Annotated in this window: 26 protein-coding genes; 16 read left to right on the forward strand and 10 right to left on the reverse strand. The window is 65.1% G+C overall.

The genetic code is table 11. From position 1 onward, the window contains the following. Positions 1 to 5: 5 nt before the first annotated feature. Genes WC597_RS03755 through WC597_RS03765 form a run of 3 tightly spaced genes read left to right on the forward strand, consistent with a single transcriptional unit; the run spans position 6 to position 2,112 of the window. A complete protein-coding gene (locus WC597_RS03755) occupies positions 6 to 458 on the forward strand; it encodes a type II toxin-antitoxin system RatA family toxin (RefSeq protein ID WP_372691911.1) in 453 nt (150 codons plus the stop codon). Further along, entirely contained in the window at positions 455 to 1,570 is a 1,116-nt protein-coding gene (locus WC597_RS03760; protein ID WP_372691912.1) for an NAD(P)/FAD-dependent oxidoreductase, read from the forward strand. Before WC597_RS03755 ends, WC597_RS03760 begins: the two co-directional genes overlap by 4 nt. Continuing rightward, positions 1,567 to 2,112: a sugar O-acetyltransferase gene (locus WC597_RS03765; protein WP_372691913.1), complete on the forward strand. Its 546-nt coding sequence runs from the start codon at positions 1,567 to 1,569 to the stop codon at positions 2,110 to 2,112. Before WC597_RS03760 ends, WC597_RS03765 begins: the two co-directional genes overlap by 4 nt. On the opposite strand, the gene WC597_RS03770 is transcribed toward WC597_RS03765, so the two are convergent. Further along, complete coding sequence (locus WC597_RS03770; protein WP_372691914.1) at positions 2,109 to 3,068, reverse strand: hypothetical protein; 960 nt, start codon at positions 3,066 to 3,068, stop codon at positions 2,109 to 2,111. The two genes, WC597_RS03765 and WC597_RS03770, sit on opposite strands and share 4 nt — an antisense overlap. 251 nt (positions 3,069 to 3,319) lie before the next feature. On the opposite strand from WC597_RS03770, the gene rpmF reads away from it, so the two are divergent. The 9 genes from rpmF to lpdA all read left to right on the forward strand — a co-directional run bounded on the left by rpmF (position 3,320) and on the right by lpdA (position 11,763). Next, positions 3,320 to 3,502: a 50S ribosomal protein L32 gene (gene rpmF / locus WC597_RS03775; protein WP_026108365.1), complete on the forward strand. Its 183-nt coding sequence runs from the start codon at positions 3,320 to 3,322 to the stop codon at positions 3,500 to 3,502. Between the two features lie 110 nt (positions 3,503 to 3,612). Further along, on the forward strand, positions 3,613 to 4,230 hold the full coding sequence (locus WC597_RS03780) for a hypothetical protein (RefSeq protein ID WP_372691916.1): 618 nt from the start codon (positions 3,613 to 3,615) through the stop codon (positions 4,228 to 4,230). A gap of 88 nt (positions 4,231 to 4,318) precedes the next feature. Continuing rightward, complete coding sequence (gene eno, locus WC597_RS03785; protein WP_372691918.1) at positions 4,319 to 5,596, forward strand: phosphopyruvate hydratase; 1,278 nt, start codon at positions 4,319 to 4,321, stop codon at positions 5,594 to 5,596. A 138-nt stretch (positions 5,597 to 5,734) separates the two neighbouring features. Next, positions 5,735 to 6,034, forward strand: a complete 300-nt coding sequence (locus tag WC597_RS03790; protein ID WP_135195658.1) for a septum formation initiator family protein — start codon at positions 5,735 to 5,737, stop codon at positions 6,032 to 6,034. Between the two features lie 133 nt (positions 6,035 to 6,167). Next, complete coding sequence (gene pdhA / locus WC597_RS03795; RefSeq protein ID WP_135195511.1) at positions 6,168 to 7,196, forward strand: pyruvate dehydrogenase (acetyl-transferring) E1 component subunit alpha; 1,029 nt, start codon at positions 6,168 to 6,170, stop codon at positions 7,194 to 7,196. A 3-nt stretch (positions 7,197 to 7,199) separates the two neighbouring features. Continuing rightward, entirely contained in the window at positions 7,200 to 8,570 is a 1,371-nt protein-coding gene (locus tag WC597_RS03800; RefSeq protein WP_372691919.1) for a pyruvate dehydrogenase complex E1 component subunit beta, read from the forward strand. Next, positions 8,567 to 9,859, forward strand: coding sequence for a pyruvate dehydrogenase complex dihydrolipoamide acetyltransferase (locus WC597_RS03805; protein WP_372691920.1), 1,293 nt, complete (start codon positions 8,567 to 8,569; stop codon positions 9,857 to 9,859). The genes WC597_RS03800 and WC597_RS03805 overlap by 4 nt, the downstream gene beginning before the upstream one ends. Positions 9,860 to 9,874: 15 nt before the next feature. Then, positions 9,875 to 10,354, forward strand: coding sequence for a glutathione peroxidase (locus tag WC597_RS03810; RefSeq protein WP_372691921.1), 480 nt, complete (start codon positions 9,875 to 9,877; stop codon positions 10,352 to 10,354). A 2-nt stretch (positions 10,355 to 10,356) separates the two neighbouring features. Further along, the gene (gene lpdA, locus WC597_RS03815) at positions 10,357 to 11,763 is read left to right on the forward strand and encodes a dihydrolipoyl dehydrogenase (RefSeq protein WP_372691922.1); all 1,407 of its coding nucleotides are present in this window, start codon (positions 10,357 to 10,359) and stop codon (positions 11,761 to 11,763) included. A 4-nt stretch (positions 11,764 to 11,767) separates the two neighbouring features. On the opposite strand, the gene WC597_RS03820 is transcribed toward lpdA, so the two are convergent. From WC597_RS03820 to WC597_RS03830, 3 genes are read right to left on the reverse strand one after another with little or no spacing between them, the layout of a single operon-like run. After that, positions 11,768 to 12,622, reverse strand: coding sequence for a DUF1186 domain-containing protein (locus WC597_RS03820; protein WP_372691923.1), 855 nt, complete (start codon positions 12,620 to 12,622; stop codon positions 11,768 to 11,770). A gap of 2 nt (positions 12,623 to 12,624) precedes the next feature. After that, entirely contained in the window at positions 12,625 to 12,807 is a 183-nt protein-coding gene (locus tag WC597_RS03825; protein ID WP_008259491.1) for a DUF3606 domain-containing protein, read from the reverse strand. Between the two features lie 33 nt (positions 12,808 to 12,840). Further along, positions 12,841 to 15,195, reverse strand: coding sequence for an ATP-dependent helicase (locus tag WC597_RS03830; RefSeq protein WP_372691924.1), 2,355 nt, complete (start codon positions 15,193 to 15,195; stop codon positions 12,841 to 12,843). 167 nt (positions 15,196 to 15,362) lie between these two features. On the opposite strand from WC597_RS03830, the gene WC597_RS03835 reads away from it, so the two are divergent. After that, complete coding sequence (locus WC597_RS03835; protein WP_372691925.1) at positions 15,363 to 15,548, forward strand: hypothetical protein; 186 nt, start codon at positions 15,363 to 15,365, stop codon at positions 15,546 to 15,548. On the opposite strand, the gene WC597_RS03840 is transcribed toward WC597_RS03835, so the two are convergent. Genes WC597_RS03840 through WC597_RS03850 form a run of 3 tightly spaced genes read right to left on the reverse strand, consistent with a single transcriptional unit; the run spans position 15,529 to position 16,901 of the window. Then, positions 15,529 to 16,248 carry an SIMPL domain-containing protein gene (locus WC597_RS03840; RefSeq protein ID WP_372691926.1) on the reverse strand — a complete coding sequence of 240 codons (720 nt, stop codon included), beginning with the start codon at positions 16,246 to 16,248 and terminating at the stop codon, positions 15,529 to 15,531. The two genes, WC597_RS03835 and WC597_RS03840, sit on opposite strands and share 20 nt — an antisense overlap. Positions 16,249 to 16,272: 24 nt before the next feature. Next, positions 16,273 to 16,497: a ribbon-helix-helix domain-containing protein gene (locus WC597_RS03845; protein ID WP_372691927.1), complete on the reverse strand. Its 225-nt coding sequence runs from the start codon at positions 16,495 to 16,497 to the stop codon at positions 16,273 to 16,275. Continuing rightward, a complete protein-coding gene (locus tag WC597_RS03850; protein ID WP_372691928.1) occupies positions 16,494 to 16,901 on the reverse strand; it encodes a YbaY family lipoprotein in 408 nt (135 codons plus the stop codon). The genes WC597_RS03845 and WC597_RS03850 overlap by 4 nt, the downstream gene beginning before the upstream one ends. Positions 16,902 to 17,007: 106 nt before the next feature. On the opposite strand from WC597_RS03850, the gene WC597_RS03855 reads away from it, so the two are divergent. After that, positions 17,008 to 17,892 (forward strand): DMT family transporter, encoded by an 885-nt coding sequence (locus WC597_RS03855; protein WP_372691929.1) that lies wholly within the window; start codon positions 17,008 to 17,010, stop codon positions 17,890 to 17,892. Positions 17,893 to 17,896: 4 nt separating this feature from the next. Here WC597_RS03855 and WC597_RS03860 read toward each other — a convergent pair whose 3' ends face one another. Together WC597_RS03860 and WC597_RS03865 are read right to left on the reverse strand one after the other, a co-directional pair. Further along, complete coding sequence (locus WC597_RS03860; RefSeq protein ID WP_372691930.1) at positions 17,897 to 18,085, reverse strand: DUF4169 family protein; 189 nt, start codon at positions 18,083 to 18,085, stop codon at positions 17,897 to 17,899. Between the two features lie 2 nt (positions 18,086 to 18,087). Next, positions 18,088 to 19,329, reverse strand: a complete 1,242-nt coding sequence (locus tag WC597_RS03865) for a patatin-like phospholipase family protein (RefSeq protein ID WP_372691931.1) — start codon at positions 19,327 to 19,329, stop codon at positions 18,088 to 18,090. A gap of 151 nt (positions 19,330 to 19,480) precedes the next feature. Here WC597_RS03865 and WC597_RS03870 point away from each other — a divergent pair, with 151 nt between their 5' ends. Together WC597_RS03870 and WC597_RS03875 are read left to right on the forward strand one after the other, a co-directional pair. Then, positions 19,481 to 19,720 carry a DUF2171 domain-containing protein gene (locus tag WC597_RS03870; protein WP_372691932.1) on the forward strand — a complete coding sequence of 80 codons (240 nt, stop codon included), beginning with the start codon at positions 19,481 to 19,483 and terminating at the stop codon, positions 19,718 to 19,720. 101 nt (positions 19,721 to 19,821) lie between these two features. Then, positions 19,822 to 20,208 (forward strand): YccF domain-containing protein, encoded by a 387-nt coding sequence (locus WC597_RS03875; protein ID WP_372691933.1) that lies wholly within the window; start codon positions 19,822 to 19,824, stop codon positions 20,206 to 20,208. 3 nt (positions 20,209 to 20,211) lie between these two features. Here WC597_RS03875 and WC597_RS03880 read toward each other — a convergent pair whose 3' ends face one another. After that, on the reverse strand, positions 20,212 to 20,943 hold the full coding sequence (locus WC597_RS03880; protein ID WP_372691934.1) for an AAA family ATPase: 732 nt from the start codon (positions 20,941 to 20,943) through the stop codon (positions 20,212 to 20,214). Between the last annotated feature and the right edge of the window lies 1 nt (position 20,944).

Below are 20,944 nucleotides of genomic sequence, written 5' to 3' on the forward strand. Positions count from 1 at the left end.
TCCTGATGTCCGTCCACCGCGTCACGCGCATCCTTCCCTATGCGCCCGAACAGCTTGCCGATCTCGTCGCCGACGTGCGCGCCTATCCCGACTTCGTGCCTTGGGTCACGTCGATGCGCGTCTGGAACGAGCGGGCCGAGGGCGAGGGCGTCACGGTCTTGGACGCCGAGGCTGGGGTGGGCTTCTCCTTTTTGAAGGAGCGGTTCTCTACCTGGGTCCGGCATGACCGGAACGCGCCCAAGGTCGAGGTCGGCCTGCTGCGCGGCCCGTTCAAGCATCTGAAGAACCGCTGGGAGTTCTTTCCGCATCCCGAGGGGGCGCGGCTGGAGTTCATGATCGACTTCGCCTTCAAATCGAAGATGCTTGACCTGATGCTGTCGGCCAACTTTGACCGGGCGGTGGAAAAGCTGATCGGCTGTTTCGAGGCCGAGGCGAAGCGGAGATACCCCAGGCCATGAGTTTCGATTTCGACGCGACCGTCGTGGGCGCCGGGGCTGTGGGCCTGGCCTGCGGTCGGGCGTTGTCGAAACGCGGTCTGACGGTGCTGGTGCTTGAGAAGGAAGGCCACATCGGTCAGGGCGTCTCGTCGCGCAATTCCGAGGTCATCCACGGCGGCCTCTATTATCCGACTGGGTCGTTGAAGGCCCGTTTCTGCATCGACGGGCGGCGCGCCCTCTATGACTTCTTGGCCAGCCGCAAGATCGACCACCGGAAATGCGGCAAGCTGGTCGTGGTCACGCAGGAGTCGGAGGTCGAGCGGATTGAGGCCATCTTCGAGCAGGCGACGGCGAACGGCGTTGAGGGGCTGGAGCATCTGACCGGCGCCCAGGCGCGGGCGCTGGAGCCTGAACTGAAGGCTCACTCAGCAATCCTGTCGCCCGAAAGCGGCCTGTTCGACAGCCACGGCTATATGCTGGCGCTGCAGGGCGAGATCGAGGACGCGGGCGGATCGGTCGTGGTGTCGGCGCCGTTCGAGGGCGCCGAACCCCTGTCGTGCGGCGGCTTTACCATCCGTGTCGGCGGGGAGGGGGCGATGCAGGTCACCAGCCGCCTGCTGGTCACGGCGCCCGGCCTATCGGCGCAAACCGTGGCGGCGGCCATCGACGGCTATCCGGCCATCGACATTCCCGCCGGTCATTTCGGCAAGGGCGTCTATTTCCGGCTGGTCGGCAAGGCGCCGTTCGACCGGCTGATCTATCCGCCCCCCATCCCGGGCGCCTTGGGCACTCATTACCGCAAGGATCTGGGCGGGCAGGCCGTGTTCGGGCCCGACCTCGCTTATGTCGAGACCGAGGATTACTCGGTCGATCCGGCGAAGGCGGAGGATTTCGCCGCCTATATCCGCCGCTTCTGGCTGGGCCTGCCCGACGGCGCCCTGACGCCCGACTATGCCGGCATCCGGCCCAAGCTGCATGGGCCGGGCGAGCCGCAACCGGACTTTCAACTACATGGACGCGAGCATCACGGCATCGACGGCCTGATGGCCCTGTTCGGCATCGAGAGCCCCGGCCTGACCAGTTCGCTGGCCATTGGCGAGGCCGTGGCCGTCGCCCTGACGGAGACCGCATGACCGAACGCGAGAAGATGCTGGCGGGCCTGCCGTATGATCCGGGCGATCCCGATCTGCGCGACGGTCGCGCCCGCGCGGTCGGCCTGACCGTCGCCATCAACGCCGAGCCGGATCGCGAGCGGCGCGGCGTCCTGGTCAACGAACTGGTGAACGCGGCCGATGGCAAGGCGGTGATCATGCCCGGCTTCTTCTGTGACTATGGCGTCAACATTCACCTGGGCGCGCGGGCCTTTGCGAACGCCAACTGCGTGTTTCTGGACTGCGCCGAAATCCGCATCGGCGACAACTTTCAAGCCGGGCCTGGAGTGCAGCTTTTGACGCCGGAACATCCGCTGGACGCCGTCGCGCGTCGCGGCGAGGAGACGGCGCGGCCCATCGTCATCGGCGACGACGTCTGGATCGGCGGCGGCGCCATCGTTCTGGCCGGGGTCACCGTCGGCGACCGGTCGGTGATCGGGGCCGGCGCCGTGGTGACCAGGGATGTGCCGTCCGATGTCGTCGTGGTCGGCAATCCGGCGAAGATTGCGAAGCGATTGGCTTAATCGAATGCCGACAGCGGGATCGACACCAGGCTGAAGGGAAGAACCGGATCGCCGGTGGCGCGTCGGTTCAGTTGGCTGTTGGCGACGATCAATCGGTCGCCGCTGATGGCCGCTGTCGCGGGCCAGGCCAGTTCGGCGGGCTTGATTCGCTTTGTCTCGACCGCCGTCAGCAGGTCGGACGACAGGTTTAGCGCCACGACCTCGCCCGCCGACTGGCGCACGACAAACAGACGCTGACCGTCCAGGACCAGCCCGTCTCCGCTCGAAAGCTCCGAAGATCCCGCGTCGATGGCCGCGATTTCTCCGGTGTCGGTGGCGATTCGAAACAGGCGGCCGGTCTTGGCGTGGACGACGATCAGGAACCGACCGTCCGGCGTCGCCGCGATACCGTTCAGATTGGGCGCCTCGCCGAAGTCGAGCGCCGTGCCCTCGAAGCTGAGCCACGGCTCCAGCGCTGCGTCGGCGACGGCGCCTCGCGGCACACGCCACATCACCGGCCGCAGGGAATCGGTGAAATAGGCGTGGTCCTGAGTCAGGACGACATCGTTGATCAGCCAAGGGCCTTCAGGCGTCGTGAAGCGCGCCAGGCGGCGACCGGTGGCGCTGTCCACCACATGCATGGAGCCGTCGCGGGCCCCGGCGACCCATATCCGACCCTCACCGTCCGACTTTAGCCCTAGGGCGACCGATTTGGGCGTGGCGGGGCGCGTGTCGGCCATATTCAAAGGATCGCCAAGGATGGCGGCCGCGCCCGTCGTAGGATCCAGTCGCACGATCACGCCGGTGTTGGCGCTGTTGGTATAGAGGGCGCCGGTCGTCGGATCCACGGTCATGCCTTCCGGATAGGCGGCGGCTTCGGGCAGGGGAATGATGCGAATGCCCTCCTGAGCGACTGCAGGCTGCGCCAGTCCAAGGGCGGTGGTCATGGCCGCGCCGACGATCCATCTGGTCTTCATCGTTCGTCTCCCGTAATCGCTTTTGCGCATTGTGCCCGAGCCGTTCAGCCTAGGCCACCGGGGCGGCGATGCGGGTTCGGCATTGGTTTGAAGACCCGCCTTGAAATCCTCGCGAGGTTCATGCATAAGCCGCGCCTCGCGTGGCGGCTCTGCATCCTTTCCAAGGAAGGGTTGGGGGCCGCCGCTATCGTTTTCGCGCTTGATCAGGCTTCGGCTCTGGGCGGCGCCCGACTTAGAAGATTGATACGGACATGGCCGTTCCGAAGCGGAAAGTATCCCCCTCGCGTCGCAACATGCGCCGCGCCCACGACGCCCTGACCTCGAACGTCTATGTCGAGGACAAGGACACCGGCGAGCTGAAGCGCCCTCACCACATCGATCTGAAGACCGGCACCTATCGCGGTCGTCAGGTCATCACGCCGAAGGAAGACTAGTCTTTCGAGTGATCCCGGCTTCGGCCGGACGATGAATTCGACGGCGCGCGGTGACCCGCGCGCCGTTTTCGTGCGTTCAATGCGGTGAAGCTTCCATTTGGAGACGCCGCATGATGATTCGTTTCACCGCCGTCAGCGCCTGCGCGCTGCTCACGCTCGCCGCCTGTGACCGCAAGGAACAGCCCGCTGCCCCGGCTCCAGTGACCGCTGCGCCGGCTGTGGAGACGCCCGCGGCGCCCGCTGCAGACCCTAACGCCCTGACGGCCGAAGGGCTGGGCCCCGTGCGAATCGGCATGACGCGCGGCGAGCTGGTGAAGGTCTGGGGCGATGATTCCCAGCCGAACGCTGTGGGCGCCACCAATCCTGAGACCTGCGACCAGTTCCACCCCGCTAATGCACCGGCGGACGTGCAGGTGATGATCCAGAACGGCGTCCTGACGCGAATCACCCTGGCGCGGGGCGCGACGACCAAGACCGATCGCGGGTTCGGCGTCGGCGATACGGGCATGGCGATCAAACAGGCCTATGGCGGCACCCTCTTCGCCCAGCCGCACAAGTATCAGGATTCGCCGGCCGAGGACCTGTTCGTCTGGTCGCGCGGTGGCTCGACCGCCTATGTCACCGACCCGGCGGCGCGCGGCGTGCGCTACGAGATCGGCAGCGACGGCAAGGTGATGATGGTCCATGCTGGCGACCCGTCGATCCAACTGGTCGAGGGCTGTTCCTGACATCAGGGGCTTCGGCGCCATTGGCGTTTGGCGGGGAGGCGGCTAAACCGTCGGACCTCCCTTGCCCCTTGAGCCAAAGAGCCGAGCCATGACCGACATCGCCGACATCGTCGCCCGCCAGATCCTCGACAGCCGGGGCAATCCGACGGTTGAAGTCGATGTCACGCTGGAAGACGGCTCCTTTGGCCGCGCGGCAGTGCCGTCGGGCGCCTCGACCGGCGCGCATGAAGCGGTCGAACTGCGCGACGGCGACAAGGACATGTGGGGCGGCAAGGGCGTGCAGAAGGCGGTCGACGCCGTCAACGGCGAGATTTTCGACGCCCTGTCCGGCATGGACGCCGAGCAGCAGCGCCGCATCGACGAGGCGATGATCGACCTGGACGGCACGCCCAACAAGGCCCGCCTGGGCGCCAACGCCATTCTGGGCGTGTCCCTGGCCGTCGCCAAGGCTAGCGCTCTGTCGTCCAATCAGGAGCTGTATCGCTATCTGGGCGGCGTCTCGGCACGCGTCCTGCCGACCCCGATGATGAACATCATCAACGGCGGCGCCCACGCCGACAATCCGATCGACATCCAGGAGTTCATGATCCTGCCGACCGGCGCCGAGACCTTCTCGGACGCCGTGCGCATGGGCGCCGAAATCTTCCACGCCCTGAAGAAGCAGCTGAAGGACGCCGGCCATAACACCAACGTCGGTGACGAAGGCGGCTTCGCCCCGAACCTGGCCTCGGCCGACGAAGCCCTGAGCTTCATCACCAAGGCTGGGCAGGCGGCCGGTTATTTGGCAGGCGAGGACTTCCACCTGGGCCTGGACGTCGCCTCGACCGAGTTCTTCAAGGACGGCAAATACATCATGACCGGCGAGGGCAAGACCGTCGACGCCGATGGCATGGCCGCCTACCTGGTCGATCTGTGCGAGCGCTTCCCCATCGTCTCGATCGAGGACGGCATGGCCGAGGACGATTTCGACGGCTGGCGCCTGCTGACCGAGCGTCTGGGCGATCGGGTGCAGCTGGTCGGCGACGACCTGTTCGTGACTAACCCGGCGCGTCTGGCCGCCGGTATCGGCGAAGGCCTGGCCAACTCGATCCTGATCAAGGTCAACCAGATCGGCACCCTGTCCGAGACGCTGGACGCCGTCGATATGGCCCACCGCGCCGGCTATACCGCCGTGATGAGCCACCGTTCGGGCGAGACCGAGGACTCGACCATCGCCGACCTGGCCGTGGCCACCAACTGCGGGCAGATCAAGACCGGCTCGCTGGCGCGTTCGGACCGGGTGGCGAAATACAACCAGTTGCTGCGCATCGAAGAGATGCTGGGCGACCAGGGCGTCTATTTCGGCGACGGCATGCTGCTGAAATAAGAAACCGAATTGTCGGCGGAGAATCAGCGTTCTCCGCCAATTATCTTACGGTCAAGCTACATTTCGTTAGGCATTTTCGGGCACGGTTCCTGAACTGTGTTTTCGCGCTCAGAAGGAGCGTTTTAAGTGCCCGAACGGATGAAACCTTACCGCCTGTCCTTCGCCCTGTTGTTGCTGCTTGCCTATCTTGGGGTGCAGGCTCTGACAGGCGAGCGCGGTTTGTTGAGCGGCTCGTCGCGCGATGCCCTGCTGGGGCAACGCGAGGACCAATTGGCGCATCTTACCGAACAGCGTCGCGACCTTGAGACGCGCGTGCGTTATCTGCGCACCGACAGTCTGTCCCGTGATCTGCTGGAAGAGCGCGCGCGCGCCGTGCTGGGCTTCTCGGACCCGCGCGACTATGTGATCCGCGTGCCGGGGCCTGCCGTTCAAGGGTGAAAACACTCGCCACTTGAACTATTGTTACAGGGCGGCTCGCACCCCTTTGCCTTCCGGGAAGGAAGGCTGCTAAAGCCCCTTTCCGTAACGATAAGAAGGCGTCGGTTCTCGACGCCTAGCCGGGAGATACCGGATGGCGAAAGCCCCAGCCAAATCCGCTCAGACGACTTCGCCTGACAAACTGCCCAACACGCCGACGGCGTCCAAGGAGGACCTGCTTCGCTTCTATCGCGAGATGGTCCTGATCCGCCGCTTCGAGGAGCGTGCAGGTCAGCTCTACGGCATGGGTCTGATCGGCGGCTTCTGCCACCTGTACATCGGCCAGGAAGCCGTGGCCGTCGGCGTTCAGGAGAGCGTCAAACAGGGCCACGACAAGATCATCACCGGCTATCGTGACCACGGCCATATGCTGGCCGCCGGCATGGATCCGAAGGAAGTCATGGCCGAGCTGACCGGCCGCAGCGGCGGTTCGTCCAAGGGCAAGGGCGGGTCGATGCACATGTTCGACGTGCCGACCGGCTTCTACGGCGGTCACGGCATCGTCGGCGCCCAGGTGGCGCTGGGCACCGGCCTGGCCTTCGCCGGCAAATATCGCGGCGACGATTCGGTGGCCTTCGTCTATTTCGGCGACGGCGCTTCGAACCAGGGTCAGGTGTACGAGAGCTTCAACATGGCGCAGCTGTGGAAGCTGCCGGCCATCTACATCATCGAGAACAACCAGTACGCCATGGGCACGAGCATCGAACGCTCGTCTTCGACGACCGAACTCTATCAGCGCGGCGCCAGCTTCGGCATTCCGGGCGAACAGGTCGACGGCATGGACGTGCTGGCCGTGCGCGATGCGACGGCTCGTGCGGTGAAGCGCGCCCGCGAAGGCGGCGGCCCCTTCATCCTGGAAGTGAAGACCTATCGCTATCGCGGCCACTCGATGTCCGACCCGGCGAAATACCGGACCAAGGAAGAGGTGGACGAGGTCAAGAAGACCCGCGACCCGATCGATCACCTGAAGATGCTGCTGTCGGCCGCCAATGCGACCGAGGACGAGCTCAAGGCCATCGACACCGAAATCAAGGCGATCGTCGCCGAAGCTGTTCAATTCGCCCAAGAGAGCCCGGAACCCGATCCGTCCGAGCTCTATACCGACGTCTACGTGGAGGCCTGATCCGTGACCGACATTCTGATGCCGGCGCTGTCCCCCACGATGGAAGAGGGCACGCTGACGAAATGGCACATCAAGGCGGGCGACACCGTGTCGGCCGGCCAAGTGATTGCTGAGATTGAAACCGACAAGGCCACGATGGAAGTCGAGGCCGTGGACGAAGGCGAAGTGCTGGAAATCCTGGTCGCCGAAGGTTCGGAGAACGTGAAGGTCAATACGCCGATCGCGCGGCTTGCCGGCGAAGACGGCGCAGCGGCGCCCGCGCCCAAGGCGGCCGAAGTTGCTGAGGCGCCCAAGGCCGCGGCCGAAGGCAAGACCGGCGATCCCGAGAAGGCCCCGGCACAGACCTCGACCCCCAAGGTCGAATTGCGCGACCCAGAAATCCCGGCCGACGCCAAACTGGTCAAGACGACCGTGCGAGACGCCCTGCGCGACGCGATGGCCGAAGAGATGCGTCGTGACGACCGCGTCTTCCTGATCGGCGAGGAAGTCGCCCAGTATCAGGGGGCCTACAAGGTCAGCCGCGACCTGCTGCAGGAGTTCGGCGACCAGCGCGTCGTCGATACCCCGATCACGGAGCATGGCTTCGCCGGCCTGGGCGTCGGCGCCGCCATGTCGGGCCTGAAGCCGATCGTCGAGTTCATGACGTTCAACTTCGCCATGCAGGCGATCGACCACATCATCAACTCGGCCGCCAAGACCCTGTATATGTCGGGCGGTCAGATCCGCGCGCCGATCGTGTTCCGCGGCCCGAACGGCGCCGCCTCGCGCGTCGGCGCCCAGCACAGCCAGGACTATTCGGCCTGGTATGCTCAGGTTCCGGGCCTGAAGGTCATTGCGCCCTACGACGCGGCCGACGCCAAGGGACTGCTCAAGGCCGCCATCCGCGACCCGAACCCCGTCGTCTTCCTCGAACACGAGATGATGTACGGCCTGGAGTTCGACGTGCCGGACGTCGAGGACTACGTCCTGCCGATCGGCAAGGCCAAAGTCCGTCGCGAAGGCAAGGATGTCACCATCACGGCCCACAGCCGCATGGTCGGCTTCGCCCTTCAGGCCGCCGAGAAACTGGCCGAGGAAGGCATTGAGGCCGAGGTCGTCGATCTGCGCACACTGCGTCCGCTGGACACCGAAACCATCGTCGAGAGCGTCAAGAAGACCAGCCGTCTGGTCTCGGCCGAAGAGGGCTGGGGTCCGATGGGCGTCGGCGCCGAGGTCGTGGCCCGCGTCATCGAACACGCCTTCGACTATCTGGACGCCCCGCCGTTGCGGGTGCATCAGGAAGACGTGCCGCTGCCCTACGCCGCCAACCTGGAAGTGCTGTCGCTGCCGGGCGTGGACAAGATCATCGCAGCCGTGAAGCAGGTGATGGCATGACCGACATCCTGATGCCCGCCCTGTCTCCGACGATGGAGGAGGGCGTTCTGGCCAAATGGCACGTCAAGGTCGGAGACGTCGTCTCCGCCGGCGACGTTATCGCCGAGATCGAAACCGACAAGGCCACGATGGAAGTCGAGGCCGTGGACGAGGGCGAGATCACCGACATCCTGGTCGCCGAAGGCACAGAAGGCGTTAAGGTCAATACGCCCATCGCGCGTCTGAAGGATGAAGGCGGCGCTGCGGCCCCGAAACCGGCCGCCAAGGCGGAAGAGGCGCCAAAGGCCGAATCCGCTCCGGCGGCCGCCGAGGCGCCAAAGGCGGCTGCGCCCGCCGCGCCGGCTCCGGCTGCGCCGAAGTCGGACAATGGCGAGCGCATCTTCTCGTCGCCCCTGGCGCGTCGCATCGCCGCCCAGAACGGCGTCGATCTGAAGTCGATCAAGGGCACCGGACCGCACGGCCGGATCGTCAAGCGTGACGTCGAGGGCGCGCCGAAGGTCGCCGCTCAACCGGCCGCCTCGACGGCGACCGCCGCAGCTGCGACCTCGGGCATCGAGCCGCGCAAGGCCCAGTCCCTGGCTCAGATGGGTATTCCGGACGGCAGCTACGACCTGATCCCGCTCGACGGGATGAAGAAGGCCGTGGCGCGTCGCATGGTCGACAGCATCCAGAACGTCCCGCACTTCCCGCTGTTCATCGATGTCGAGATCGACCAACTGATGGCCGTCCGCGCGAAGGTGAACAAGATGCTGGAGCCGCAGGGCATCAAGGTGTCGGTCAACGACTTCGTCATCAAGGCCGCGGCCCTGGCGCTGAAGGCCGTGCCGGAGGCGAACGCCTCCTACACGCCGGAAGGCATCGCCATGCACCACAACGCCGACGTCTCGATGGCGGTGGCGATCGACGGCGGCCTGATCACCCCGATCATCAAGAAGGCCGAGACCAAGGGCCTGGCGCAGATCGCGACCGAGTCCAAGGATCTGGCCAAGCGCGCCCGCGAACGCAAGCTGAAGCCCGACGAGTTCCAGGGCGGCACCTTCTCGGTGTCCAACCTGGGCATGTTCGGCATCAAGCAGTTCACCTCGATCATCAACGAGCCCCAAGGCTGCATCATGAGCGTGGGGGCGGGCGAACAACGGGCGGTCGTCAAGAACGGCCAGGTCGTGCCGGCCACCGTCATGACCGTCACACTGACCTGCGATCACCGTGTGGTGGACGGCGCGATCGGCGCACGCTTCCTGCAGGCGTTCAAGCCGCTGATCGAAGATCCCGTCGCGATGCTGGCGTAAGGGGAGGGTGAGGTCATGACCTCGGTCTATGACTTCTCCGCCCGGGCCATCGACGGCACGGACGTTTCGCTGGACCGGTTTCGCGGTCAGGCGCTGCTGATCGTGAACACAGCGTCCAAATGCGGCTTCACCGGCCAATATGATGGTCTGGAAAAGCTGCATCGGACGTTCGCTGACCGGCCGTTCGAGGTGCTCGGTTTTCCCTGCAACCAGTTCGGCGAGCAGGAACCGGGCCGGGCGGCGGAAATCGCCGCCTTCTGCGCTGCGAGTTTCGACGTCAGCTTCCCCCTGTTCGACAAGGTGGAGGTCAACGGGCCGAACCGGCATCCGCTCTATGCCTGGCTGACCCGACAGAAGCGCGGCTTCCTGGGCTCCCAGGCCATCAAGTGGAACTTCACCAAGTTCCTGACCGACCGCGAGGGCAGGGTGGTCGCCCGTTACGCCCCGCAGACAGAACCCGAGGCCATCAAGGCCGACATCGAGAAGTTGATCTGACCATGGCTGCTGAATTCGATCTCGTCGTCATCGGCTCGGGCCCCGGCGGTTACGTCGCGGCGATCCGCGCCAGCCAACTGGGCCAGAAGGTCGCCATCGTGGAGCGCGAGAACCTGGGCGGCATCTGCCTGAACTGGGGCTGCATCCCGACCAAGGCCCTGCTGAAGTCGGGCGAGAAGTTCGAGAGCCTGAGCCACCTGAAGGAATACGGCCTGTCCGCCTCGGGCGCGTCGTTCGATTTCGACGCCATCATTCAGCGTTCGCGCGGCGTCGCGGCGACGATGAACAAGGGCGTCGCCTTCTTGATGAAGAAGAACAAGATCGAGGTGATCGAGGGCTCGGCCAAGCTGGAGAAAGGCGCCGCAGCGCCCAAGGTGGTTATTGCGCTGAAGGCCGGCGGTTCGCGCACGGTCGAGGCCAAGGCTGTCATGCTGGCTGTCGGCGCCCGCGCGCGATCCTTGCCTCAGATCGGCCTGGAGGCCGACGGCGACAGAATCTGGGCCTATCGCGACGCTCTGGCGCCCAAGAGCCTGCCCAAGTCGTTCGTCGTCATTGGGTCCGGCGCCATCGGTATCGAGTTCGCCAGCTTCTATCGCGCCCTGGGCGCCGATGTGACGGTCGTCGAGGCTGTCGACCGCATCATGCCCGTTGAAGACGAGGAGGTCTCCAAGGCCGCCCAGAAGTCGTTCGAGAAGCGCGGCGTCAAGTTCAAGCTCGGCGCCAAGGTGACGAAGGTCTCCAAGAGCGCGACCGGCGTGAAGGTTGAGGTCGAGATCGGCGGCAAGGCCGAGACCTTGGAGGCCGAGGTCTGCATCTCGGCCGTCGGCATCACCGCCAACACCGACGGCATCGGTCTGGAGGCGCTGGGCGTCGAGCTGGACCGCGGCCACATCAAGACCGACAGTCACTGTCAGACCAACGTCAAGGGCCTGTTCGCCATTGGCGACTGCGCCGGCGCGCCCTGGCTGGCGCATAAGGCGTCGCACGAAGGCATCCACGCCGCCGAATTCATCGCCGGTTACAAGACCCCGAACGTCCATTCGCCCATCGCCGGCTGCACCTACGCCCAGCCGCAGGTCGCCTCGGTCGGCGTCACCGAACAGGCCGCCCGCGCCGAGAAGCGCGAGGTCAAGATCGGCCGCTTCCCGTTCCGCGTGAACGGCAAGGCCGTGGCGGCCGGCGAGGTGGACGGCTTCGTGAAGGTGATCTTTGACGCCAAGACCGGCGCCCTGATCGGCGCCCACATGATCGGCCACGAAGTGACCGAGATGATCCAGGGCTATGTCACCGCCATCACCATGGAGGCGACGGAAGAAGACATTCACGGCATCGTCTATGCGCACCCGACCATGTCGGAAGCCATGCACGAAGCCGCGCTGGACGCCTACGGGCGTGTGATCCACATCTGAGCCGTCAAGAGAGGTTGAGGCAGCATTTCTTGAACTTTAGCCCGCTACCGCAAGGACAAGAATCATTGCGGCCAATATTGCGTAATGTATTCAATGTCGGCGTGCTAAATGGCGGCAGTTCAACATTATAGCGCGACACCCAGGACAAGGACTCTACGGCATTGTCGATGTAGCCCAATCCGCAGCGCTCGAAAGGCGCGGGGGCGGACGGGTTTAAGATTGCGGCAGCGAGAGTGTCGTTCAGCCATTCGAGATCATACAAGTCTTTGGACGCAGCGCCCGTCGAGAAGGCCCATTCGGCCTGTAAACGCAAATCCAAGAAGCCCAACAGGCCGACGGCTTCAAGCCAACTCGACCAATCTGTTTCTTCCCAATGCGTCTCAAGCGCAAAGGTTTTTAGGAAGGCTCCCATCGTCGGACGCTCGATGCGTCCATCGCGGGTGAGCACAGTGGCTGCGCCAAGCAAGGCGCTGCGCACAAAGGTGTCCTGATCTGGACGGCGAATGGATTGAAAAAGTGCCTGTTCATCGCCGTTGAACAGGCTAGCCACCACCTTGCTGAGCGTCTCGGTGACACAGTCGCCTAAAATCCAATCCAGCTCATCTGCCGGTTGAGTTAGCAGGACAAGGAGGGGAACAAAGGATTCTACGTCACGTGCCTCCGCCAGGACGTGCAGCCCCACAAGCAGAATCCAAGCGTCTAGTTCGTTAGATGGGTGATCGACTAAATAAGCGCGTATCAGTGGCGCGGCTTCATGAATGCGCAGCAGGCATGATTCCATTCCCGCCTGCACGACACCGAAATCCTCTGATCCGAGGTCTGAGACAAGCTCTTCGATCGAAACGACGTGAGACTGCATATTCAGCGCTTTTTGCCCAACTCCGCCGCGATATCCTTGGTCATGCGGCCGACCTTGCGGTGGGCGGCGGTGATCTGATCCCGCGTCACGCCCCAGCGCTTCATCCAATATTCGACCGACTGACGCTCGGACAGGTCGATCCGGTCCTTGTCGATGAAGCCGCGCTTGTCCTTGAGGCCCGCCATGGTCGGCTCCGTCTGTTGCGATAGGTCGCCGGGTTAGGCCTTCTCGACGAAACTGTCGATCACGCGCTTCTCTCCGGCTTTTTCGAACTCGACCAGCAGTTTGTTGCCCTCAATGACGCGCACGTTGCCGTAGCCGAACTTCTGGTGGAAGACGCGTTCGCCCTTGGCCCAGCCCGTGCTCGACTTGGGATCGGCCGTGGCGATCAGACGGCCGTCACCTTCGATGACGGCCTTGCGGGCCGGGATCTTGGCCGGGGTCTGGGCGGCGGTGAAGGACTGGGCGCGTTTCCATCCGGGCGAGGAATAGCCGCTGCCGAATGACGGCGCGTCGTCCCAGCGGCTCTTGGCTTCCTTCATGCCAGACGAGGCGCCGTAATAGCCGGTGTCCGATTGCGGATCGACGTGGGCGATGGGCAGTTCATCGACAAAGCGGCTGGGCAGTTGCGAGGTCCAGCGGCCATAGACCAGACGGTTGGCCGCGAATGAAATCCGCGCGTCCTGCTTGGCGCGCGTCACGCCGACGTAGGCCAGGCGGCGTTCCTCCTCCAGACCCTTTTCGCCCTTTTCATCGATGCTGCGCTGGCTGGGGAAGACGCCTTCCTCCCAGCCCGGCAGGAAGACCAGCGGGAACTCCAGCCCCTTGGCGCCGTGCAGGGTCATGATCTGCACCGCGCCGTCGCCATTGGGATCGTCGCTGGTGGCGCGCTCCAAGTCCATGACCAGGGAGACGTGCTCCAGATAGGCCGGCAGCGTCTCGAACTGCTGCATCGACTGGGTCAGTTCCTTCAGGTTGTCCAACCGGGTCTGGCCGCTGGTCCGGTCGGCCTTCTGCATGTCGGTGTATCCGCTTTCCTCCAGCACCGTCTCCATGACCTGCCAGTGAGGCGTGGTCTCGGACAGGGCGCGCCAGCGATCCACATCGCGCAAGAAGTTGGACAGGGCGGTGCGGGTGCGGGCCTGAAGCTCGTCGGTGTTGACCAGGCCGCGCACGGCGGTCAGGGCGGACAGGCCGTGCTGGCGGGCGAGTTGCAGCACCTTCTGCACGCTGGTGTCGCCGATGCCGCGCTTGGGCACATTGACGATCCGCTCGAAGGCCAGGTCGTCGTCTTCGGACTGGATCAGCCGCATATAGGCGTGGGCGTCGCGGATTTCGGCCCGTTCAAAGAAGCGCGGGCCGCCGATGACGGCGTAGGGGATGGCCAGCATGACCAGCCGCTCTTCAAACGCGCGCATCTGGAAAGAGGCGCGAACCAGAATGGCCATGTCCTTGTATTTCAGGCCCGGCTCGCCCGCTTGGGGGCGACGCGCGGTCTCGATCTCGTCGGCGATCAGGCGGGCCTCGGCCTCGCCGTCCCAGACGCCGCGCACCCGCACCTTGTCACCGCTTTCGTCCTCGGTCCACAGGGTCTTGCCCAGCCGGTCGCGATTGGCGGCGATCAGGCCAGAGGCCGCGCCCAGGATATGGCTGGTCGAGCGATAGTTCCGCTCCAGCTTGACGATCTTGGCGCCGGGGAAATCGCGCTCGAAGCGCAGGATGTTGTCCACCTCGGCCCCGCGCCAGCCGTAGATCGACTGGTCGTCGTCGCCGACGCAGCAGACGTTGCCGGTCGAGGCCGTCAGCAGCCGCAGCCACAGATATTGGGCGACGTTGGTGTCCTGATACTCATCGACCAGGATGTAGCGGAAGCGACGACGGTATTCCTCGGCCAGGTCCGCGTGCTGCGACAGGATCGTGATGTTGTGCAGCAGCAGGTCGCCGAAGTCGCAGGCATTCAGGCTGCGCAGCCGCGCCTGATAGGCGGCGTACAGGCCCTGGCCCTTGCCATTGGCGAAATCCTCGCCGGGCGGCAGTTTGTCTGGCGTCCAGCCGCGGTTCTTCCAGTGGTCGATCAGGCCGCTGAGCGACTTGGGGGTCCAGCGCTTGGTGTCGATGTTGGCGGCTTCCACAAGTTGCTTCAGCACCCGTTCCTGGTCGTCGGTGTCCAGGATGGTGAAGCTGGACTTCAGCCCGACCAGTTCGGCGTGGCGACGCAAGATCTGGGCGGCGACAGAGTGGAAGGTGCCCAGCCAGCGCAGGCCCTCGGCCGAAGGGCCGATCAGGTGGCTGATCCGTTCGCGCATCTCGCGCGCGGCCTTGTTGGTGAAGGTGACGGTCAGCAGTTCCCAGGGCTTGGCCCGGCCGGTCGCCAGGATGTGCGCCAGACGGGTGGTCAGGACCCGGGTCTTGCCCGTGCCGGCGCCGGCCAGAACCAGCACGGGCCCTTCGGTCGTCTCGACCGCTTCACGCTGTTCGGGGTTTAGCCCTTTCAAATAGTCGCGCGGCGCATCCCCTTCGGGCGCGCGGGCACGCGCCAGGTCGGAAATGCGGGGGGCGGGAAGATCGGTCACAGGCGCAGAAACATCCGTCAGTCAGATTCGAAACCGGAACATAAGGGGACCGCGCGGCAATGTCAGGGCCGCCGCCACAATGAAACCTCGGAACCCGGCGGATCGACGACAGGTTCCTAGGTGCGATGCAGCGAAACACTCACACGAGGAAGGCGGCTTCGGGCCGCATGCCGCAGGGCAAGAAGGCGGGTTGGCTAGCCTTCATCCTGGGCATGGCCGGGATGTTTCTGATCATGGCGGTATGGGTCGCGCTGGTCGAAGTGGGCGAAGACCCGCATGCCGACGTCGAATTCATCGGACAATCGCAATCCGACGATGCGGCATCTGGAGAGGCTACTTCAGACTATAGGTGATGGTCGTAACGACCCGGACCTTCTTGTCGATCGAGGCGGCCTCATCGCTGCCTGAGCCGTCACGCGGCAGGATTTCGAACGAGCCCTGGGTGGCCTGACGGATCTGGCCCAGCGGCGTGCCGCTGTCCTTGGCGAACTGTTCAGCGCCGGTGCGCGCCGCCGCCGTGCCCTCGGCGATCATCTGCGGGCGCACGTCGTTCAGCTTGGTGAAGATGTAGGACGGCCCCTGGAAATCCTGAAGCACCACGTCCTGACGAACCAGGTCGTTGAGCAGCCGCGTCGTGGCCTGAACCCGCGCCACATCATTGGTTCGCACGATCACCGTCTGGGCCAGGATGAAGCGAGGACCACCGTTCTGCGCGGCGTATTCCCGCGACCGCGTGTCGGCGACCTCCAGCCGACCCAGTTCGATGGCTTCGGCAGGGTAGCCTTGCGCCACCAAGAATCGCCGGACCAGCGCCAGATCGCCGTCGATCTTGGTCTGGACTTCCGACAGGACATCCCCCGAGGCCGTGAAGCGTAGCGGCAGGACGGCAAGGTCGGCCTTCACATTGCGTTCGGACAGGCCGCGCACCGTCACCGTGCGGTCGCCGGCACGAGCATGAATGACGCCCTGACCGATCAAGGCGCCGGCGCCGATGAAGCCGAGGGCCAAAAGGCCGCCAACGACGGCGGCGGGGATCAGACGATTGTCGGTCATGAGGCGCTCTCCATTCGGCGGACGCTACGCCTGTCGCCCATGATCCGCCACCCAGTCCAGGGCCAGCAGGCGACAGGCGGAGGCCAAGGGGCGGCGGCCGCGATTGGCGTCGATCTCGGCCAGAAGCTGGGCCTTGCTGAGCTCGCGCGTTGCGGCAATGCGGTCCAGTACGGCCCAGAATTCGGGTTCCAGCGCGACCGAGGTCGCATGGCCCGCCAGGGCGACCGAGCGTTTGCTCAGGCTGCTCAACGCGCGGACTTCATCACGATCTCGGCCGAGGCCGGTGCGCCGTTGGTCAGGATCGCGTGGCGAGTGTCGGTGACGAACACCAGGGCGCCGGCCGCGTCGCGGATTTCGGCGCGGGCGGCATAGGTGTGGCGCGGATCGATCTGAGACGTCGGGAAGCCCAGGGTGACGCGATAGGGCGGGGCGCCGGTCAGAGGCTCGCTGGCCTCGGCCAGCACCTGGGCCGGGGCGTCGGCCAGGCTGACATCCTCGACCCTGACCGTCAGGACATGGCCGGGCGGCAGCATGATGCGCTCGCGATAGCTGGCGGTCACGTTCACGACGGTCGTTCCCGTCGTCATTTCCGGCGCGGTCGCGCAGGCGGCCAGAACCAGGGCGGCTGGCAGGATCAGGGTGGCGTTTCGCATGACGATCTCCTTTGTCGTCCTCAGTGTGTCACACTCCGGCGCAAGACGTGAGCGGCGCCGGTGTCGGTGCGATGATAAGCGGGCAGTCCGCCGCCGGAGATCGACCTTGAGCCGCCCTTTCACGATCGCCGCCATCGCCATCTGCGCCCTGATCTGGGGCACGACCTGGTATGCGATCACCCTGCAACTGGGGCCGGTCGATTCCATCGTGTCCATCGTCTGGCGGTTCGGCCTGGCCTCGGCGGTCCTGTTCGCCTTCTGCGCCGTGACGCGACGGCCGCTGCGCCTGACCTGCGCCCAGCACCTGGCTGCGATCGGGCAGGGCGCCTTCGTCTTCGCGGTCAGCTATGGCTTCGTCTATGCGGCGGAGGGACAGGTCGCGTCGGCCGTGGTCGCGGTGATCTTCGCCGCCCTGGCTTTCGTGAACCTGATCCTGTTCCGACTGATGGGCGGACAGAAGGCGGCGCCCGCCGCGTGGATCGGGGCGGCCCTGGGCGTCATAGGTGTGGGGGTGCTGTCGTACGGCCAGATCACGGCGGCGCGCGCAGGCCTCAATCCGGGGCTGGGCGTGATCTTCGCCCTGACCGCCGTCCTGGCGTCGGCGTTCGGCAATTGGTTCGCCTGGAAGGGACAGCAGGCGGGCGCGCCCGTGATGGCTGCGACCTCCTGGGCCATGGCCTATGGCACTGTAATGCTGGCCTTCTACGGCGTTGCGACCGGCGTGACCTGGCGGATCGAGCCGACGCCGCACTATGTGCTGTCGCTGCTCTATCTGTCGCTGTTCGGGTCGGTGATCGCGTTCGGCCTGTATTTCACCATCGCCCGTCAGCGTGGCTATGCCCTGGCCAGCTATATCTCGGCGCTGACGCCGCCCATCGCCATGCTGGTTTCGGTGATCTTCGAGGGCGCGCGTTTCGGCTGGAGCGCCTTGATCGGCTTGGCGCTGGTGCTGGCGGGGCAGGTGATGCTGATCCGCGCGCCCAAGACCTGAGCCGTCAGCCGTCCGATTTCGGGTCCAGCTTCTGACCGTCCAGCAGCTTGTCTGCGCGATGACGTTCCAGAGCGGACAGGGACTTATCGGCCTTGGTTCGACCGTGGACGACGCGATTGGCGGCGGCCTGCGCCTTGTCCCCGGCCTTGGCGCGTGTCTTTCGCGCCCGGTTCAGATTGACGATTTCGCCCATGATCAGTTCTTTGGCGGCTCTGCCGGCGTTTCTGCGGGCGTGGGCGCCAGCACCGCCGGCACCTGCGAGTCCGCGATGGTGGTCTGGGGAATGAACGGCTGGTCCGCCGGCCGCTCGCCCAGCCGGGTCCAGGCGTCTGCGCCGCGTCCGCGCTGGCGACCCAGTTCGAACATGGCCGTCATGGTTTCCTGATCGAACTTGAGGCTGGAGGCGGCGACATTGTCGGGAATGGCCGACAGGGCCATGTCCAGGCCATTGCGCCGCGCGAAGGCCGCCGTGATCGCCAGATGGATGCGCAGCGACGACTTGCTCATGCTGTCATAGGTGCGCGCCAGGATGCCGGACAGGCGGCCGGGCGTGACGCCGTTGTTGCGACCGACCTGACCGTTGACGATGACATAGAGGGCGCCGACGCGACCCTCGTCCTTGGGCCGGGTCCACAGCATCAGATCCTCGGGTATTGCCAGAAAGGGCGTGTTGACCCCGCCGTCGACGTGCATTTCCAGCACGACCTTGTCGTCGTCCTGAAGACCCGCGATCAGCACGGGCGGGAAGACGCCGGGAATGCTGGCGGAGGCGACCAGCACCTCCTTGAACAGTTCGCGGGCGTTCTCGTCGCCCTGGGTCGCCAGCAGGCCCATGTCCCAGATGACGGTCTGTTCGCTGTCCAGATCTGTCGTGGCGACCAGCAGGCGACGGCCCTTGGCGTGCTCGCGCGCCACGGCCTGCATCAGTTCGGGTGTGACGTTCTCGTCCACCAGGTTTCGCAGCGCTTGCGACGAGAACAGGCTGGGGTTCAGGAAGGCGGCGAAACTGCGCCAGCTCAGCAGGTTGTCAGCACCGCCGCTGGTGTAGGCGTGCTGAAGCTCGTCATCCCATTCCGAGCCCAGGAAGGCGAAGGGAGCCGCAAGGGCGCCGGTGCTGACCCCCGTGACGACATCGAACACAGGCCGGTCGCCCTGTTGGGTCCAGCCGACCAGCAGCCCGGCCCCGTAGGCCCCGTTGGCGCCACCGCCGGACAGGGCCAGGATCGAGGTCGGATGATCCGGCCGCAACCGTTCGCCGATTTCACGGGTGAAGGCCTGCAGTCGCGCGCTGTCGTTGGCGCGAATGCGGGGATCCTCGGCCTTGATCAGCGTGCCGTCGGTGATCCGAAGCGGGCCGGTTGGCCGATCCAGGGTGCCGCACGCGGTCAACGCCAAGGCCATGACGATGCCGAACAGGCCCGATCCGATCCGCCGCATGCGCTTGTTTCCAACCCTGTCTGGAGACGTGCTCTCTACCGCGTCGAGGCGGCGCCTGTCACCACATCAGAGAACAAGCGTCGCCGTTTGAAACCTGGCCTGACGCCGCGTGTTCTCACCGACAGGACAAACCGAACTGTTGGAGACAGACATGGTCGACGTTTCGCTCATCAAGGAACACCTCGAAGTCGTAGGCTCGGAAGGCGGCCACGTGGGGCGTGTCGATCACGTCCTGGGCGACCAGATCGAACTGGCCAAGCTGGATTTCGCCGGCGGCTTCAAGCACCACCTGATCCCGGTCAGCTGGGTCGAGAAGGTCGATGACAAGCACGTCCACCTGAACCTGACCCAGGAAGACGCAAAGGCGCGCTGGTCGGAAAAGCCGCACTGATCACGGCGTCTTAACGCGAATTCACGAAAGGCCTCGCTGCATAAGCGGGGCCTTATCGCTATCTAGAAGACGTCGCGTGAGGCGGCGCTGGAGCTTCGACCTTGATCCGCCTGATCCTCAATGTCCTCTGGCTCATCTTCGGCGGCTGGATTTCCGGCCTGCTGTGGCTGGTCGGTGGAGCCATCCTGGCGCTCACCGTCGTCGGCCTGCCTTGGACGTTCGCGGCGTGGCGTATCGCCAGCTATTCGTTCTGGCCCTTTGGCCGCGAGGTCGTGTGGCAGGATGCCCATCCGATGGCAGGTTGCCTGGGCGTCGTGCTGAACATCGTCTGGTTCGTCGTCGCCGGCTGGTACATCGCGCTGACGCACCTGATCATCGCGGTAGCGGAGTTCATCTCCATCATCGGCATTCCCTTCGCCCTGAAGGACCTGGAGCTGGCCAAGCTGGCGCTGGCCCCGGTCGGCCGCACAATCCGCGACAAAGCCTGACGTTCAGTCGAGGTCCAGCAGGATATCCAGCATCATCTCGCGCCGCGTCAGGAAGTTGCGCGTGACCTGATAATGGTCGGTGTCTTCGTACTCGACCCGCTCAAGCCCGTGCTCCGACGCCTGATAGATCCAGGAATTGGGATAGCCGAGCAGGATGGGGGAGTGGGTGGCGATGATCAGCTGCGACCGGGCGTTCACCAGTTCGTGCAAACGGCTGAGGAAGGAGAGCTGGCGGCTGGGCGACAGGGCCGCCTCAGGCTCGTCTAGAATATAGAGACCGTCGCCGATGAAGCGATTGTCGAACAGGGCGAAGAAACTCTCGCCATGCGATTGCTCATGCAGCGGCTTGTCGCCGAAACGGTCTGCGCCGTGATCTTCCAGATAGCTGGCCGTGGTGAAAAAGCTCTCGGCCCTCAGGAAAAAGCCGTCCTGAACACGCTGCGGCGACCGTACCGGACGCACGAAACGGTGCAGCGGCGAATGCGAGGTGCGGGTCTGGAACTGATGCTCCCGGCCGCCGCCCTCGGCGTTGAAACCCCACGCTACCGCCAGCGCCTCGATCAGGGTGGACTTTCCAGACCCGTTTTCGCCGACCAGAAAGGTGACGTTGGGGTGGAAGGTCAGCCGATCCAGGCTGCGCACGGCGGGCAGATTGAAGGGGTAGGCCTCGGCGTCCCAGCCGTCTCGGCGCTCGAAGAGGGCTTCGATCCAGTAGGGACGCTCCAGCGCGGTCATG

This window comes from Brevundimonas sp., from assembly GCF_041648115.1.
Taxonomy (GTDB): Bacteria; Pseudomonadota; Alphaproteobacteria; order Caulobacterales; family Caulobacteraceae; genus Brevundimonas.

What these genes read in the sequence shown, in the direction of transcription:
- WC597_RS03755 (WP_372691911.1), top strand. Translation starts at nt 6, where the DNA reads ATGTCCGTCCACCGCGTCACGCGCATCCTTCCCTATGCGCCCGAACAG.
- WC597_RS03760 (WP_372691912.1), top strand. Translation starts at nt 455, where the DNA reads ATGAGTTTCGATTTCGACGCGACCGTCGTGGGCGCCGGGGCTGTGGGC.
- WC597_RS03765 (WP_372691913.1), top strand. Translation starts at nt 1,567, where the DNA reads ATGACCGAACGCGAGAAGATGCTGGCGGGCCTGCCGTATGATCCGGGC.
- WC597_RS03770 (WP_372691914.1), bottom strand. Translation starts at nt 3,068, where the DNA reads ATGAAGACCAGATGGATCGTCGGCGCGGCCATGACCACCGCCCTTGGA.
- rpmF (WP_026108365.1), top strand. Translation starts at nt 3,320, where the DNA reads ATGGCCGTTCCGAAGCGGAAAGTATCCCCCTCGCGTCGCAACATGCGC.
- WC597_RS03780 (WP_372691916.1), top strand. Translation starts at nt 3,613, where the DNA reads ATGATGATTCGTTTCACCGCCGTCAGCGCCTGCGCGCTGCTCACGCTC.
- eno (WP_372691918.1), top strand. Translation starts at nt 4,319, where the DNA reads ATGACCGACATCGCCGACATCGTCGCCCGCCAGATCCTCGACAGCCGG.
- WC597_RS03790 (WP_135195658.1), top strand. Translation starts at nt 5,735, where the DNA reads ATGAAACCTTACCGCCTGTCCTTCGCCCTGTTGTTGCTGCTTGCCTAT.
- pdhA (WP_135195511.1), top strand. Translation starts at nt 6,168, where the DNA reads ATGGCGAAAGCCCCAGCCAAATCCGCTCAGACGACTTCGCCTGACAAA.
- WC597_RS03805 (WP_372691920.1), top strand. Translation starts at nt 8,567, where the DNA reads ATGACCGACATCCTGATGCCCGCCCTGTCTCCGACGATGGAGGAGGGC.
- WC597_RS03810 (WP_372691921.1), top strand. Translation starts at nt 9,875, where the DNA reads ATGACCTCGGTCTATGACTTCTCCGCCCGGGCCATCGACGGCACGGAC.
- lpdA (WP_372691922.1), top strand. Translation starts at nt 10,357, where the DNA reads ATGGCTGCTGAATTCGATCTCGTCGTCATCGGCTCGGGCCCCGGCGGT.
- WC597_RS03820 (WP_372691923.1), bottom strand. Translation starts at nt 12,622, where the DNA reads ATGCAGTCTCACGTCGTTTCGATCGAAGAGCTTGTCTCAGACCTCGGA.
- WC597_RS03825 (WP_008259491.1), bottom strand. Translation starts at nt 12,807, where the DNA reads ATGGCGGGCCTCAAGGACAAGCGCGGCTTCATCGACAAGGACCGGATC.
- WC597_RS03835 (WP_372691925.1), top strand. Translation starts at nt 15,363, where the DNA reads ATGCCGCAGGGCAAGAAGGCGGGTTGGCTAGCCTTCATCCTGGGCATG.
- WC597_RS03840 (WP_372691926.1), bottom strand. Translation starts at nt 16,248, where the DNA reads ATGACCGACAATCGTCTGATCCCCGCCGCCGTCGTTGGCGGCCTTTTG.
- WC597_RS03850 (WP_372691928.1), bottom strand. Translation starts at nt 16,901, where the DNA reads ATGCGAAACGCCACCCTGATCCTGCCAGCCGCCCTGGTTCTGGCCGCC.
- WC597_RS03860 (WP_372691930.1), bottom strand. Translation starts at nt 18,085, where the DNA reads ATGGGCGAAATCGTCAATCTGAACCGGGCGCGAAAGACACGCGCCAAG.
- WC597_RS03865 (WP_372691931.1), bottom strand. Translation starts at nt 19,329, where the DNA reads ATGCGGCGGATCGGATCGGGCCTGTTCGGCATCGTCATGGCCTTGGCG.
- WC597_RS03870 (WP_372691932.1), top strand. Translation starts at nt 19,481, where the DNA reads ATGGTCGACGTTTCGCTCATCAAGGAACACCTCGAAGTCGTAGGCTCG.
- WC597_RS03880 (WP_372691934.1), bottom strand. Translation starts at nt 20,943, where the DNA reads ATGACCGCGCTGGAGCGTCCCTACTGGATCGAAGCCCTCTTCGAGCGC.